The 14,696-nt window shown below is 71.0% G+C and carries 16 protein-coding genes; 7 read left to right on the forward strand and 9 right to left on the reverse strand.

Annotated elements, in window-relative coordinates:
* Positions 1 to 15: 15 nt before the first annotated feature.
* Positions 16 to 1,035: a fumarylacetoacetate hydrolase family protein gene (locus UYS_RS0203605; protein ID WP_016854128.1), complete on the forward strand. Its 1,020-nt coding sequence runs from the start codon at positions 16 to 18 to the stop codon at positions 1,033 to 1,035.
* A gap of 11 nt (positions 1,036 to 1,046) precedes the next feature.
* A complete protein-coding gene (gene maiA / locus UYS_RS0203610; protein WP_016854129.1) occupies positions 1,047 to 1,691 on the forward strand; it encodes a maleylacetoacetate isomerase in 645 nt (214 codons plus the stop codon).
* Between the two features lie 91 nt (positions 1,692 to 1,782).
* Here maiA and UYS_RS0203615 read toward each other — a convergent pair whose 3' ends face one another.
* On the reverse strand, positions 1,783 to 2,628 hold the full coding sequence (locus UYS_RS0203615) for a LysR family transcriptional regulator (protein WP_016854130.1): 846 nt from the start codon (positions 2,626 to 2,628) through the stop codon (positions 1,783 to 1,785).
* A gap of 103 nt (positions 2,629 to 2,731) precedes the next feature.
* Between UYS_RS0203615 and UYS_RS16835 the strand changes: the two genes are divergently transcribed.
* On the forward strand, positions 2,732 to 4,498 hold the full coding sequence (locus tag UYS_RS16835; RefSeq protein WP_051008799.1) for a SulP family inorganic anion transporter: 1,767 nt from the start codon (positions 2,732 to 2,734) through the stop codon (positions 4,496 to 4,498).
* Between the two features lie 60 nt (positions 4,499 to 4,558).
* Positions 4,559 to 5,587: an aspartate carbamoyltransferase gene (gene pyrB, locus UYS_RS0203625; protein ID WP_016854132.1), complete on the forward strand. Its 1,029-nt coding sequence runs from the start codon at positions 4,559 to 4,561 to the stop codon at positions 5,585 to 5,587.
* Positions 5,588 to 5,678: 91 nt separating this feature from the next.
* On the opposite strand, the gene ruvX is transcribed toward pyrB, so the two are convergent.
* From ruvX to UYS_RS16840, 3 genes are all read right to left on the reverse strand, one after another.
* A complete protein-coding gene (gene ruvX / locus UYS_RS0203630) occupies positions 5,679 to 6,125 on the reverse strand; it encodes a Holliday junction resolvase RuvX (RefSeq protein ID WP_016854133.1) in 447 nt (148 codons plus the stop codon).
* A gap of 159 nt (positions 6,126 to 6,284) precedes the next feature.
* Complete coding sequence (locus tag UYS_RS0203635) at positions 6,285 to 6,845, reverse strand: YqgE/AlgH family protein (RefSeq protein ID WP_016854134.1); 561 nt, start codon at positions 6,843 to 6,845, stop codon at positions 6,285 to 6,287.
* A 72-nt stretch (positions 6,846 to 6,917) separates the two neighbouring features.
* Entirely contained in the window at positions 6,918 to 7,346 is a 429-nt protein-coding gene (locus UYS_RS16840; RefSeq protein ID WP_016854135.1) for a cell envelope integrity TolA family protein, read from the reverse strand.
* Between the two features lie 89 nt (positions 7,347 to 7,435).
* Between UYS_RS16840 and UYS_RS0203645 the strand changes: the two genes are divergently transcribed.
* The gene (locus tag UYS_RS0203645) at positions 7,436 to 7,786 is read left to right on the forward strand and encodes a hypothetical protein (protein ID WP_156821529.1); all 351 of its coding nucleotides are present in this window, start codon (positions 7,436 to 7,438) and stop codon (positions 7,784 to 7,786) included.
* 72 nt (positions 7,787 to 7,858) lie between these two features.
* On the opposite strand, the gene gshB is transcribed toward UYS_RS0203645, so the two are convergent.
* The 5 genes from gshB to UYS_RS0203670 all read right to left on the reverse strand — a co-directional run bounded on the left by gshB (position 7,859) and on the right by UYS_RS0203670 (position 11,558).
* Positions 7,859 to 8,827 (reverse strand): glutathione synthase, encoded by a 969-nt coding sequence (gene gshB / locus UYS_RS0203650; RefSeq protein ID WP_016854137.1) that lies wholly within the window; start codon positions 8,825 to 8,827, stop codon positions 7,859 to 7,861.
* Positions 8,828 to 8,911: 84 nt separating this feature from the next.
* Positions 8,912 to 9,580 (reverse strand): CvfB family protein, encoded by a 669-nt coding sequence (locus UYS_RS0203655; protein ID WP_016854138.1) that lies wholly within the window; start codon positions 9,578 to 9,580, stop codon positions 8,912 to 8,914.
* A 146-nt stretch (positions 9,581 to 9,726) separates the two neighbouring features.
* Complete coding sequence (locus UYS_RS0203660; RefSeq protein WP_016854139.1) at positions 9,727 to 10,458, reverse strand: 16S rRNA (uracil(1498)-N(3))-methyltransferase; 732 nt, start codon at positions 10,456 to 10,458, stop codon at positions 9,727 to 9,729.
* Between the two features lie 113 nt (positions 10,459 to 10,571).
* Complete coding sequence (gene secB, locus UYS_RS0203665; protein WP_016854140.1) at positions 10,572 to 11,093, reverse strand: protein-export chaperone SecB; 522 nt, start codon at positions 11,091 to 11,093, stop codon at positions 10,572 to 10,574.
* A gap of 42 nt (positions 11,094 to 11,135) precedes the next feature.
* Positions 11,136 to 11,558, reverse strand: coding sequence for a rhodanese-like domain-containing protein (locus tag UYS_RS0203670; RefSeq protein WP_016854141.1), 423 nt, complete (start codon positions 11,556 to 11,558; stop codon positions 11,136 to 11,138).
* Positions 11,559 to 11,770: 212 nt separating this feature from the next.
* On the opposite strand from UYS_RS0203670, the gene gpmI reads away from it, so the two are divergent.
* Together gpmI and UYS_RS0203680 are read left to right on the forward strand one after the other, a co-directional pair.
* On the forward strand, positions 11,771 to 13,342 hold the full coding sequence (gene gpmI / locus UYS_RS0203675; protein ID WP_016854142.1) for a 2,3-bisphosphoglycerate-independent phosphoglycerate mutase: 1,572 nt from the start codon (positions 11,771 to 11,773) through the stop codon (positions 13,340 to 13,342).
* Positions 13,343 to 13,389: 47 nt separating this feature from the next.
* Positions 13,390 to 14,508, forward strand: a complete 1,119-nt coding sequence (locus UYS_RS0203680) for a murein hydrolase activator EnvC family protein (protein WP_016854143.1) — start codon at positions 13,390 to 13,392, stop codon at positions 14,506 to 14,508.
* Positions 14,509 to 14,696: the final 188 nt, after the last annotated feature.

The following is a 14,696-nucleotide window of genomic DNA, read 5'->3' on the forward strand; positions in this document are numbered from 1 at the left end:
CAACAGGAACGCCCCATGAAACTCGCCACCCTGAACGTCGGCCGCGACGGCGAACTGATCGTCGTCTCCCGTGACCTGACCCGCGCCGTGCGCGCCACCGACATCGCCGCCACCCTGCAGCAGGCGATCGAGCGCTGGGACGAGCTCGCCCCGCGCCTCGAGGAGCGCTACGCGGCGCTCAACGCCGGTCGCGCGGAGGGCGCCTTCGACCTCGACGTCGCCGCCCTGCACTCGCCGCTGCCGCGCACCTACCACTGGGCCGACGGCTCCGCCTACCTCAACCACGTGCAGCTGGTGCGCCGCGCCCGCGACGCCGAGATGCCCGAGACCTTCTGGACCGACCCGCTGATGTACCAGGGCGGCGGCGACAGCTTCCTGGCGCCCACCGAAGACATCGAGGCGGTCAGCGAGGACCACGGCATCGACTTCGAGGGCGAGCTCGCCGTGATCACCGACGACGTGCCGATGGCGGTGACGCCGGAGCAGGCCGCCGGCCACATCAAGCTGATCATGCTGGTCAACGACGTCAGCCTGCGCGGCCTGATCCCCGGCGAGCTGGCCAAGGGCTTCGGCTTCTTCCAGGCCAAGCCGGCCTCCAGCTTCTCGCCGATCTGCGTGACCCCGGACGAGCTGGGCGACGCCTGGCAGGACGGCCGCGTCCACCTGCCGCTGACCGTGCACCTGAACGGCGAGAAGTTCGGCGAGCCCGAGGCCGGCCCGGACATGATCTTCGGCTTCCCCGAGCTGGTCGCCCACGCCGCCCGCACCCGCCACCTGGGCGCCGGCGCCGTGGTCGGCTCGGGCACCGTGTCCAATCCCGACGCCGACGGCGGCCCCGGCAAGCCGGTCGCCGACGGCGGCGTGGGCTACAGCTGCCTGGCCGAGGTACGCATGGTCGAGAAGATCCTCCACGGCGAGAGCCGCACCCCCTTCATGCGCTTCGGCGACCGGGTGCGCATCGAGATGTTCGACCGCGAGGGCCGGAGCATCTTCGGCGCCATCGACCAGCGAGTCGTGAAGCACGAGGCGCAGTGAGGAGGCCGGCCATGACCACGCTCTACGGCTATTTCCGCTCGTCCGCCGCCTACCGGGTGCGCATCGCGCTGAACCTCAAGGGCCTGGCCTACGACCAGGCCCCGATCGACCTGGTGGCCGGCGAGCAGCGCGGCGAGGCCTATCTGGCCGACAATCCCCAGGGGCTGGTACCGACGCTGGTCACCGACGACGGCCTGCGGTTGACCCAGTCGCTGGCCATCTGCGAGTACCTGGAGGAGGTCCACCCCGAGCCGGCGCTGCTGCCCGAGGCGCCCGCCGAGCGCGCCCGGGTACGCGCCCTGGCCCAGCTGGTGGCCTGCGAGATGCACCCGCCGAACAACCTGCGGGTGCTCAGGTACCTGACCGGCGAGCTCGGCGTCGACGAGGCGGCCAAGCTTGGCTGGTATCGCCACTGGGTCCAGGAGGGCTTCACCGCGCTGGAGGCCATGCTCAGCCGCGAGGCCGGCAGCGGCCAGTTCTGCCACGGCGACGCCCCGAGCCTGGCCGACGCCTGCCTGGTGCCCCAGGTGTTCAACGCCGAGCGCTTCGACTGCGACCTCTCGGCCTACCCGCGCATCCGGCGCATCGCCGACAACGCCCGCGCCCTAGACGCCTTCCGGCGGGCGGCCCCCGGAGAGCAGCCCGACGCGCGCTGAGCGTTCGGCAGCACCTCCCCACATCCCATCTCATATTCCCCCGATGAAGAAGGGCGCCAACGGCGCCCTTCTTTTCGACGTGAACGCTCACTCACTTGAGCTTGCCGAGCAGCTCCCGGATCAGCTCGCGATGCTCGCCGTGGAGGCGATAGGCCACGTAGGCCCTGAGTTCGATCGGCGGCGCGTCCTCGACCATGAACAGCCGCTCCTCCCGGCAGTGAGGCGCCACGATGTCCCGCGGCAGGTAGGCGGCGCCGCCGCACTCCAGCAGCAGGTTCAGGGCGATGCGCCCGCTGTTGACCCGGCCCCGCGCCAGCAGCCGCTGGGGGAAGTGGCCCTCGTGGACGCTGGCGAAGGCGGTGCCCCACTCGACCCGGATGTAGCCATCGCCCACCGCCTGCTCGGCGCGCTGGCCGGGGCGGCTCGACACCATCACCAGCGGAAGGGTCGCCACCTCCTCGACGCCCACCTCGCGGATGCGCGGGGTATCGTAGAGGAAGCCGACGTCGATCATGTTCTGCTCGAGCTTCTCCACCACCCGCAGCGGCGTGCTCTCCTCGGCGCGGATGCCGAGCGCCGGGTAGGCGCGATAGATGTCGGTGAGCCACGCTTGGAGGAAGATATCCCACAGGCTGGCGACGCCGGCCACCACCAGCCGCCGCTGGTGGCGCTCGCTGAGCGCGGTGTCCTCATAGGCCCGCTCCCAGGCGTCGAGCAGGAAGCGCGCGTGGCGCTCCATGCGCTCCCCGGCGGGGGTCAGGCCGATGCGATGATGGCCGCGGCTGAACAGCGCCAGGCCCATGTGCTCCTCGAGCTGGCGGATGCGCGCGCTGACCGTGGAGGGCGAGACGCTGAGGCTCTCGGCGGCGCGGCCGAAGTTGCGCAGGCGGCTCACCTCGAGGAAGGTTTGCAGCAGTTGAGTATCCAGGGCGGTCACCTTCGGCTTTTCCGTTCATGAAGGCCAAAAAATTTTGTTTTTCAGGATAACGGCTTTTTTCTAGGCTAGCGCCTCCCATCCATCCGACATTCGAGGTTCCCCCATGGCGTCCCGACTCTCGCGTTACCTGCCGTTCCTGAGCTGGGGCCGGGACCTCGATCGCAGGATGCTCTCCGCCGACCTGATGGCCGGGCTCACCGGCGCCATCCTGGTGCTGCCCCAGGGCGTCGCCTACGCCTTCATCGCCGGCCTGCCGCCAGAGGTCGGCCTCTATACCGCCATCGTCGCCGCCACCGTCGCCGCGCTGTTCGGCAGCTCCTGGCACATGATCTCGGGGCCCACCGCGGCGCTCTCCATCGTGCTGGCCAGCGTGGTCGGCGGCCTGGGCACGCTGACGCCGGCGGAGTACCTGGGCGCGGCGATCACGGTCACGCTGCTGGTCGGGGTGATCCAGCTGGCCATGGGGCTGTTGCGCCTCGGCAGCCTGGTCAGCTTCATCTCGCACACGGTGGTGATCGGCTTCACCACCGGGGCGGCGATCCTGATCGCCACCAGCCAGATGCAGCACGTGCTCGGCATCGAGGTGCCCGGCCAGGGCTTCCTGGTCGAACTGGCCGGGCTCGTCCGCGCGCTGCCGGACACCAACCTCTACGCGCTGGCCGTCGCCCTGATCTCGCTGATCACCTCGGTAGTCGCGCGGCGCCTCAACCGCCGCAGCCCGCACCTGCTGCTGGGCCTGGCCACGGGCAGCCTGGCCTGCTGGCTGCTGGACGGCGAGGCCCACGGCGTCGCGCTGGTCGGCGCCCTGCCCGGCACCCTGCCGCCGCTGACGCTGCCCGAGCTGTCGCCGGACAGCCTGCGCGTGCTGACCTCCGGCGCCTTCGCCATCGCCCTGCTGGGGCTGATCGAGGCGGTGTCGATCGCCCGGGCCATCGCCCTGCGCTCGCGCCAGGTGATCGACGGCAACCAGGAGTTCATCGGCCAGGGGCTGTCCAACATCGTCGGCGGCTTCTTCTCCTGCTACGCCAGCTCCGGCTCCTTCACCCGCTCCGGCGCCAACTACGACGCCGGTGCGCGCACCCCGCTGGCCTCGGTGTTCGCCGCCGCGCTGCTGGTGCTGATCCTGGTCTTCGCCCCGGGCATCACCGCCTACCTGCCGCTGCCGGCCATGGCCGGCGGCATCCTGCTGATCGCCTGGAACCTGATCGACGCCCGGCACATCGTGCAGCTGGTGCGCGCCAGCCGCCACGAGGCGATGGTGCTGGCGGCCACCGTCGCCGCCACCCTGCTGGTGGCGCTGGAGTTCGCCATCTACATCGGCGTGCTGCTGTCGCTGGTGCTCTACCTCAAGCGCACCTCGCGGCCGACGGTGATGGAGGTGGCGCCGCGTCAGGATCATCCGCGCCGCCATATCCGCAACGTCCACCGCTACGAGCTCACCCAGTGCCCGCAACTGAAGATGCTGCGCATCGACGGCTCGCTGTTCTTCGGCGCCACCGACCACGTGCAGCGTCGCCTGCGGGTGTTCAGCGCCGCGCCCGGCACCCGGGTGCTACTGATCGGCAAGGGCATCAATTTCATCGACACCGCCGGCGTCGAGCTGCTGCTGCAGGAGGCCGAGCGGCTGCGCGACCAGGGCGGCGACCTGATGATCAGTTCGCTCAAGGGCACCGTGCTCGACGAGCTGCGCCGACGCGGCGACCTGGCCCGGCTGGGCGAGGAGCGCTTCTTCGAATCGTCCGCGGAGGCGCTCGACGCCATCGTGCCGACGCTGGACCCGGAGGTATGCCGGCACTGCACCCTGCGCGTCTTCGACGAGTGCGCCCAGATGCCCGCGCCGGACGAGGACATCCTGGCGCGGGAGGGCTGAAGCCAGGCGCCACGCGGAGTACACTAGCGCGCGACCCCCACCGCCAGCCGAGGCCCGCGCATGAGTTCTCACCTGCTCTCCGTCGATTCCCTGTCACGAGATGACGTCGATCACCTGATGCGCGTGGCGGCGCGCATGGAGCCGATCGCCCAACGCCGCAAGGTCACCCGGGTGCTGGAGGGCGCGGTGCTCGGCAACCTGTTCTTCGAGGCCAGCACCCGCACCCGCGTCAGCTTCCACACCGCCTTCTGCCGGCTCGGCGGCAGCGTCTGCGACACCACCGGCTTCACCTTCTCCTCCATGGCCAAGGGCGAGTCGCTCTACGACACCAGCCGGGTGATGAGCGGCTACTGCGACGCCATCGTGATGCGCCACCCGGAACAGGGCGCGGTGGCCGAGTTCGCCCAGGCCACCCACGTGCCGGTGATCAACGGCGGCGACGGCCCCGGCGAGCACCCCAGCCAGGCGCTGCTCGACCTCTACACCATCGAGAAGGAATTCGCGCGGCGCGGCAAGGCCCTGACCGGCGCCCACATCCTGCTGACTGGCGACCTGAAGTTCGGCCGTACCGTGCACTCGCTGATCAAGCTGCTGTCGCTCCACGACCCGATGCGCCTGACCCTGGTCTCGCCCCCCGGCCTGGAGATGCCGCAGCACCTGATCGAGCTGGTCGCCTCCCGCGGCCATCGGGTCGAGACCCGCGAGAGCCTGGCCAGCGACTTCTCCGACGTCGACGTGGTCTACACCACGCGCATCCAGAAGGAGCGCTTCACCGCCGAGATGAGCGAGGGCTTCAGCCTGTCGCGGGAGTACAGGGTGGACAAGGCGTTCATGGACCAGCGCGTCAACGACCACGCCATCGTCATGCACCCGCTGCCCCGCGACAGCCGCCCGGACGCCAACGACCTGGACGTGGACCTCAACGGCGATCCGCGCCTGGCGATCTTCCGCCAGACCGACAACGGCATCCCGGTGCGCATGGCGATCTTCGCCACCCTGCTCCAGGTCGAGGACCAGATTGAGAAGGACCTGCGCGACGTGCCCTGGTTCGTGCCGAAGACCGTCGGCGTGGACGACGCCCAGTTCTGACGGGCAAGAAGGAACGAGACAGACAGCCAGAAACGGTAACGGGCCGGCGAATGCCGGCCCGTTGCCGTCAGGAGAGCGGGAGCGAAGAGGATCAGGGCCGCGGCGGCAGCCCCTCTGCCCGCGCCAGCCAGGCCTCGAGGATCAGCACCGCGGCCAGGCCGTCGACGCTGTCCTCGCGGTAGTTGCCGCGGTGGCCGGCTTCCCGGGCGATGCTCTTGGCCTCGCGGGTCGAGCCGCGCTCGTCGGCCATCTCGCAGGGCACGCCATAGCGGCCGTAGAGGCGCTTGCCGAACTTGCGCGCGCGGGTGCTCATCACGCTCTCGCTGCCGTCCATGTTGAGCGGCAGGCCGACCACGAACAGGTCGGGCCGCCACTCGTCCACCAGCCGCGCGATCCGGTCCCAGTCGGGGATGCCGTCGCGCGCCGGCAGCGGCTCCAGCGCCCGGGCGCTGGCGGTGAGCTCGTTGCCCACCGCCACGCCGATGCGGCGGGTGCCGAAGTCGAAGCCCAGGATCAGGCGCTGGCCACTGGCACTCATCGGCAAGGCTCCTCGAGGCGGCACCCGACCGACGAACGCGCCGAGCGACGGCCAGGCCAGGCGCCCGGAGGCGAGTCAGCGGAGTTGACGCGGGGTTCAATGAGCATCGCGAGTCTCCGGGCAACACCGCCTGGGCGAGCGCAGGCCGTTCCGTTCATGTCAGCTGTGGCCCGCTTCGCGGGTCATCAGGTTCAGATCGATGCCCAGCAGGTTGGCGCTGGCGCCCAGGCGCTGCTCCGGCGGCACCTCGAAGAGCACGTCGGCGCGGCCCTCCACGGTCAGCCAGGTGTTGTCCATCAGCTCCTGCTCGAGCTGACCGGACTCCCAGCCGGCGCAGCCCAGGCAGACCAGGAACTTCTCCGGGCCGCGGCCGGCGGCCAGCGCCTCGAGCACGTCCATGGAGGTGGTCAGGGCGATGTCGTCGGTCACCTGCAGGCTGGAGTCCCACTGCTGGCTGTCACCCTCGTGGAGGATGAAGCCGCGGTCCTTGTGCACCGGGCCGCCGTAGTAGACGGGGGCGCTAAGGTGCGGACTGGCGCTGCATTCCAGCTCGAGCTGCTCGAACAGCGCCTCGAGGGTCAGCTCCTCCATGGGGTGATTGACGATCACGCCCATGGTGCCCTTGTCGTCGTGGTCGCAGAGGTAGCTGAGGGTGCCGGCGAAATTGGGATCTTCCAGGTGCGGCATCGCCATCAGGAAGTGGTTTTTCAAGCTTTGCATGGAGCTCCCCAGCGGAAGGCAGCGCGCATCGGGCGCGCCTGCCGTTTGTCTGCGCGCACCGCCGTCGGGTAGCTAGCGCGCGCCGTAATCGTTGCCTTCGCCGAACCGCCAGATGCGGCTGATGGACAGGCTGTCCAGCTCGCCCATGCCCGCATCGAAGGGGCGGTACGGCGCGGCGCCGTGGACGGTGTCCAGGGCCGCCCGATCGAGTTCGGGATGTCCCGAGGATTGTATCACTTCCGCCCGCCTGACCTGACCGTCGCGGCCGATCACCACGCGGATGCGCAGCTGGCCGGCGAGCTCGCGCGGCGCCGGGTGGACGCGGTTGCCGTAGTCCTCGACCCGGCGCGTCCAGTCGTCGATGTAGCGGGCCTCGGCGGCCCGCTGGGCCGCCGGCCGCACCGCCCCCGAGGCGTCGCCGGCATAGTCGGCGGACAGCCCCTGCTCGCGGATGCTGGCGGTGGCCTGGGCCAGCAGGTCGCGCCCCGAGGTCGCGGGCACGCTGGCGGCCGCGGGGGCCGTGGCCTCGGCCGAGCGGGGCGCGCTCTCNGCGCGGCTCGGGGCTGGCCGTCTGCTGCGGTCGCTCGGCGGTGGCCGGCGCCTCCGGCAGCGGGCGCGCCTCGGGTTCGGGAGATGCCTGGGCCTCGGGCTCCGCCGGCGTGGCCGGGTCTACCGCCTGGTCGACCTCCGCCGGCGGCGCCGACGCCTCGGCCCGGGGCGTGGCGCGTGACTCCGCCGGCGGCGATTCCACCGCCTCGCCGGCGGCGCGCTGGGCCGACTCGGCCAGCGCCTCGGCCGTCACCGGCGCCTCGGCGGGGCGCGTCACCAGCACCACGTCGAGGCTGGTGCGCTCCGGCGGCGCCGGGGCGAACTGGCGGCTGGCCACCACGCCGATGACCGCCAGATGCAGCAGCAGCGACACGCCCCAGGCCAGCCAGTAGCGGTAGGCGCGCGTCACCGGCGCATAGCGGATCGGATCGTTGACGGGGGCGGCCACGGCGGCGTCTCCCGGGTCAGCCCCGGCGCGCGGCGAGCCGGTCGGCGACGGCGTCCATCAGCTGGCCGGCGATGTCGGTGCCGCGCTGGTCGTCGATCTCGCGCACGCAGGTGGGGCTCGTGACGTTGATCTCGGTGATGTAGTCGCCGATCACGTCGAGGCCGACGAACATCAGGCCCTTCTCGCGGATCATCGGCTGCACCTGGCCGATCAGCCAGCGATCTCGGTCGGTCAGCTCGCGGCTGACGCCCTGGCCGCCGGCGGCCAGGTTGCCGCGGGTCTCGCCGGCGCTGGGAATGCGCGCCAGTCCGTATTCGACCGGCTCACCGTCGACCAGCAGGATGCGGGTGTCGCCGTTCTTGATCTCCGGCAGGTAGCGCTGGGCCATGATCTGGCGCCGGCCGCCCTCGGTGAGGGTCTCGATGATCGCGCCCAGGTTACGGCCGTCCGGCTGGACGTGGAAGATGCCGCTGCCGCCCATGCCGTCGAGGGGCTTGAGGATGACGTCGCCGTGCTCGGCGTGGAAGGCGCGCAGTTCGGCATCGCGGCAGGACACCAGGGTTGGCGCGCAGCACTGCGGGAACTGCTGGGCGAACAGCTTCTCGTTGCACTCCAGCAGCGCGCGGGTGGGGTTCACCACCAGCACGCCCTCGCGCTCGGCGAAGCCCAGCAGGTGCACGGCGTTGAGGAAGTGGCCGTCCACCGGCGGGTCCTTGCGCATCAGCACCACGTCGAGCTCGGCCAGCGGGCGCGCCTCGGCCTCGCCCAGCGTGTACCAGCGCTCGGCGTCGCGGAACACCTCGAGGTCGCACATCCGGGCGTGAGCCCGGCCATCGCGCAGGAACAGGTCTTCCTGCTCCATGTAGTGCAGCGACCAGCCGCGGTCCTGGGCGGCCCACAGCATGGCCAGGCTGGTGTCCTTCTTGAAGCTGAGGTCGGCGATGGGATCCATCACCACGCCGACCTTGAGGGGGCGTTGGCTCATCGGTCTACTCGTCTGCGCCGGGCGATCCCGGCGGGGAATGATGGCGAGCAGTATGCCGCAGGGCCGCCATGGACTCCAAGGCGCTCAGTCCTGCTCCCCGCCGGGCGCGAAGCGGATGCCGCCGCTCTCGATGGTGATGCGGCGCTGCTTGTAGAGCCGGCCGATGGCCTGCTTGAAGGCGTTCTTGCTGACCCCGAGCCGGGCCTTGATCTCGCCGGCGGGGCTGGCGTCGGACAGCGGCAGGTAACCGCCGCTCTCGCGCAGCGCCTTGAGCACCGCCTCGCCGACCACGTCGAGCCGCGCCGGGCCCGGCGGCAGCAGCGACAGATCCAGGCGGCCGTCCTCGCGGACCCGCTTCACGTGGCCCTCCAGGCGCTGGCCGCGGCGCAGCGGCCGGGTCACGTCGTCGTGATAGAGCAGGCCCCAGAAGCGGCCGTCGACCACCGCCTTGTAGCCGAGATCGGTCTGGTCGGCGATCACCAGCGCCACGGCGCTGCCGGCGGCCAGGCCCTCGGCATGGTCGTCGAGGTAGCGGTCGAGGCGCTGGGTGGCGAAGGGCCGGCCGCGGTCGTCCTCGCGGATCATCACCAGCACCCGGCGCCCCACCGTGGGGCGGAAGCGCTGCTCGCCGAAGGGCAGCAGCAGGTCCCGCGAGTGGCCCCAGTCGAGGAAGGCGCCGGTCTCGTTGAGCATCACCACCGGCAGGTAGGCAACCTCACCGACGCTGGCTCGCGGCTCACGGGTGCGGCGCATGGGCTCACGGCGGGAATGGGCCGCGCGTGGGGCGGATCGGCGGGAGTCGGACATGATCGGGATTCCACTGCGAGTGTGCCGTCATTATGGGCGCGGCCCGACGGCGGGAAAAGGCGCCGGGCGCGAGGGACTGGGGCGAACGGGGCTCAGACGTCGCCGAAGCGGTCCTGCAGCAGCGTCAGGGCAACCACCGGGGCGGTCTCGGTGCGCAGGATGCGTGGCCCCAGGGTCAGGGCGGCGAAGTCGGCGGCGGTGGCGGCGTCGATCTCGGCGTCCGAGAGGCCACCCTCGGGGCCGATCAGCAGCGCCGCGCTGGCGATGGCGTCCTCGCGGTCCAGCGCGCCCGGGGTGCCGGGATGCAGCACCAGGCGCAGCGCCTCGTCGCGCCCGGCCAGCCACTCGGCGAGCGCGACCGGCGCATGCACCGGCGGCACGGTGGCACGGCCGCACTGCTCGCAGGCGCTGGCGGCCACGGCCTGCCAGTGGGCGAGCTTCTTGACCTCGCGTTCGCCCTTGAGGCGCACGTCGCCGTGCTCGGTGTAGAGCGGGGTGATCTCGGCCACGCCCAGCTCCACGGCCTTCTGGATGGCGTAGTCCATGCGATCGCCCTTGGAGATCGCCTGGCCCAGGTGCACCGCCAGCGGCGACTCTCCGCGACCCTCATGGAGCGCCTCGACGCGGGCCACCACGCGCTTGCGTCCGGCCTCGACCAGCACCGCCTCGGCCTCGCTGCCGTGGCCGTCGAACAGCCTCAGGGGGGCGCCCTCGCCGAGGCGCAGCACCCGGGCCACGTGGCGGGCCGGACCTTCCGGCAGGACGACGTCGGCGCCGACGGCCAGCGCGGCATCGACATGGATACGGGGGGCCTTGATCGCCATGGGGAAGACACTCTCCTGAGGACGGTCGAAACGATAAGCGCCGGAGCAGGCCTGCGCGAGGGAGATGCCCTCGCGCCGCTCTGCCCCGGCGCGATGCTGCCGGCGACGGCCGCTTACTGCGTGGCCTGCTCGCCTTGCTGCTGCTGCTGGGCCTCGCGCTGCTTCTTCTGGGCGTAGATCGCCTCGAAGTTGACCGGCGAGAGCATCAGCGGCGGGAAGCCGCCGCGGTTGACCAGGTTGTCGATGCACTCACGCGCGTAGGGGAACAGCATGTTCGGGCAGAAGGCGCCCAGGGTGTGCTCGAGCTGGGAACCCTCGATGCCGCCGATGCGGAACAGGCCGGCCTGCTCGATCTCGGCCAGGAAGGAGGTGGTGCCTTCCTCGCTGTGGGTGACCTGGGCGGTGACCTTGATCACCACCTCGTAGAGGTCCTCGCCGACCTTCTGGTGGGTGGTGTTCAGGTCCAGGCCGACCTTCGGCTTGAACGGCTGCTGGAACACCGCCGGGGAGTTCGGCGCCTCGAAGGAGATGTCCTTGACGTAGATACGCTGCAGGGCGAACTGCACCTGGGGCTTGTCCTGCTGGCCGGCTGCCTCGCCGTTGGCGCCGCCGTTCGGGTTGTTGTCTTCCGCCATGGAAAGCAATCCTTTGGTCGTTGGAATGTTAGGAGGGCGCGATCACTTCTTGACCAGCGGCAGGCCGTCGGTCTGCCACTGGGTCATGCCGCCCTTGAGCTTGTAGACGCGCTCGAAGCCGGCCTTGGTCAGCTTGGCCATCGCCACGCCGGCGGTCTGGCCATGCTTGCAGGCCACGATGATCGGCTTGCTCTTGTACTTCTCGAGCTCGCCCAGGCGACCGTCGAGGCCGCTCTGCGGGATGTTGCGGGCGCCGGCGATATGGCCCGCCTTGAAGTCGTTTTTGTCGCGGATGTCGAGCACCACAGCGTCCTCGCGATTGACCAGCTGAGTGGCCTCGCTGGTGGTCACGCCGTTGGCCCCGCCGCTGCGGATCTCGTAGGCGATCCAGGCGACCAGCACCAGCGCGAAGGCGGCGACCAGTAGCGGGTGGTTCTGCACGAATTCGAACAGCTGATCGATCATGATTCGGAAAGACTCTTCTTCGGGTACGCGGTGAACGAAAACCGGCCGGGCCGGAGGCGCCAGTATACATGAAGCCGTGGGACCACCGGGGGGCGTGCGATATGACGCCCGGCGGGACCGTGCGATATGATGCCGCAAGCAGAGGCAAGTCGCGACCCCGCCCGAGGCCACAGGGCCAGGGCGGCAACGACCCAACCAAGAGGCTTCGACGCATGACCGACTCATCGACCCCGACTCCCCGCCCGGTGGCCCTGATCATCCTCGATGGCTACGGGTACAACCCGGACCCCACCGACAACGCCATCCTGGCCGCCAACACCCCGGTGATGGACCGGCTGTGGGAGACCCGCGCCCATGCCCTGGTTCACACCGACGGTCGCTACGTGGGGCTGCCGGACGGCCAGATGGGCAATTCGGAAGTCGGCCACATGAACCTCGGCGCCGGACGCATCGTCTACCAGGACTTCACTCGCATCACCAAGGCCGTCGAGGAAGGCGCACTGGCCGACAACGCCATCCTCACCGGCCCGCTGGACGCCGCCGCCGAGGCCGGCCGCGCCGTGCATCTGCTGGGCCTGCTGTCGCCGGGCGGCGTGCACAGCCACGAGGACCACATCCTCGCCATGGCCGAGCTGGCCGCGCAGCGCGGCGCCACGCGCATCTACGTCCATGCCTTCCTCGACGGCCGCGACACCGCGCCCAAGAGCGCCCGCGCCTCCATCGAGCGCGTCAACGCCAGGCTGGCCGAGCTGGTCGGCGCCGACAACGGCTGCGTGGCCTCGCTGGTCGGCCGCTACTTCGCCATGGACCGCGACAACCGCTGGGACCGCGTCGAGCAGGCCTACCGCCTGGCCACCGAGGGCAGCGCCGAGCACGTCGCCCAGAGCGCCGAGGCCGGCCTGGACGCGGCCTACGACCGCGGCGAGACCGACGAATTCGTCACCGCCACCGCCATCCTCAGCGGCGACGCCCCGGTGCGCATGGAGGACGGCGACGCCGCCTTCTTCATGAACTTCCGTGCCGACCGCGCCCGCGAGCTGACCCGCGCCTTCGTCGAGGACGACTTCGCCGGCTTCGAGCGCCAGGCCCGTCCGCGGCTGGCCGGCGGCAGCCTGGTGACCATGACCCAGTACGCCGCCGACATCCCGGCCCCGGCCGCCTTCCCGCCGGAAGAGCTGCACAACACCCTGGGCGAGGTGATGGAGAAGCGCGGCCTGACCCAGCTGCGCATCGCCGAGACCGAGAAGTACGCCCACGTCACCTTCTTCTTCTCCGGCGGCCGTGAGGCCGAGTACGAGGGCGAGACCCGCGTGCTGGTGCCCTCGCCCCAGGACGTGAAGACCTACGACGAGAAGCCAGAGATGAGCGCCGTAGAGGTCACCGACCGCCTGGTCGAGGCCATCGAGTCCGGCGCCCACGACCTGATCGTGTGCAACTACGCCAACGGCGACATGGTCGGCCACACCGGCGACTTCGATGCCGCGGTCAAGGCCGTGGAGGCCGTCGATGCCTGCGTCGGCCGCGTGGTCGAGGCGCTCGAGAAGGTCGGCGGCGCCTGCCTGATCACCGCCGACCACGGCAACGCCGAACAGATGGTCCACCCCGAGACCGGTGTCGCCCAGACCGCTCACACCACCTTCGACGTGCCGCTGATCTACGTCGGCCCGCGTCCGCTGAGCCTGGCCCAGGACGGCCGGCTGTGCGACCTCGCCCCGACCCTGCTGACGCTGATGGACCAGCCGGTGCCCGAGGAAATGACCGGCCGCGTGCTGATCGAGGCGTGAGTCGAGGGCGCTGCCCGGCCCGGCGGCGATGGCTGCCGGGCCTCGTGATGGCCGCCGCGCTGAGCGCCGCCCTGGGGGCCACCCAGGCGGCGGCGGTGGACGAACGCGAGGCGCGAGAGCGCCTCGATGCCATCGGCGAGCGCATCCAGGCGGCCACCCAGGACCTCTCCGCCACCCGCGACGCGCGGGACGACGCCAACGAGGACCTGCGCGAGGTCGAGACCGCCCTGGCCGAGACCCATGCCCGACTGGACGCGCTCCAGGCCGAGAAGCGCGACCTGCGTGACGAGGTCGCGGCGCTCGAGGACCGGCGCCAGGCCCTCGAGGACGAACGCCGGGCCCAGCTGGCGGCGATCGAGGAGCAGCTCGACGCCCTCTACCGACTGGGGCCGACGCCGCAGCTCAAGCTGCTGCTCAATCAGGACGACCCGGCCCGCCTGGATCGCCTGCAGGCCTACCTCAACCGCCTCGCCGAGGCCCGCCGGCAGCGGCTCGACGAGCTCGAGCGGCTCGACGCGGCGCTGGCCGACAATCGCCGCGCCCTCGATGAGCGCGGCGAACGCCTGGCGCAGCTGTCCGAGACCCTGCAGCAACAGGGCGCCGAGCTCGCCCGCCGGGTCGACGAGCGCGAGGCCCTGGTAGCGAGGCTCGACGACCGCTTCGCCAGCGAGCAGGCGCGGCTGACCGAACTCGACCAGGATCGCGCCCACGCCGAGCGGGTGCTGCGCCAGGTGCAGGAGCGCCTGGCACGCATGCAGCAGCCGCCGCCCTCCACCAACATCGCCGCCACCCAGGGCGACCTGCCGTGGCCGGTGCAGGGCGGCGTGACCTCGTCGTTCGGCCGCGGCGACGGCGTGCACCGCAACGGCCTGGTGATCCGCGCCCGCGAGGGCACGCCGGTCGAGGCGGTCCACGCCGGCCGGGTGGTGTTCGCCGACTGGATGCGCGGCTTCGGCAACCTGCTGATCCTCGATCACGGCGACGGCGTGATGACCCTCCACGCCCACCTGCAGCGCTTCACGGTCGGGGTCGGCGAGGCGGTCAGCGCCGGCGAGACCCTGGGCGCGGTGGGCGCCAGCGGCGGCCAGTCGTCCGCCGGGCTCTACTTCGAGGTGCGCCGCAACGGCGAGCCCATCGATCCCAATCGCTGGATCGCCCGGCGCTAGAGTTCATACTGGGGCAATGGCACCCCGGCAGCACCCCTCGAGGAGACGCATGAATACCTCCTTGTAGCTCCCGGCGCCGTCCATGGCGCAGGAGCTCCTCTGCGGAGTACTGCCGGGATCTCCTGCGAGAGCCTCCACTCTTCCGACAGCGTCCACTACCACGCCATTCATGAGCGTCCGCCGCCACG

The organism is Halomonas smyrnensis AAD6 (assembly GCF_000265245.1).
Taxonomy (GTDB): Bacteria; Pseudomonadota; Gammaproteobacteria; order Pseudomonadales; family Halomonadaceae; genus Halomonas; species Halomonas smyrnensis.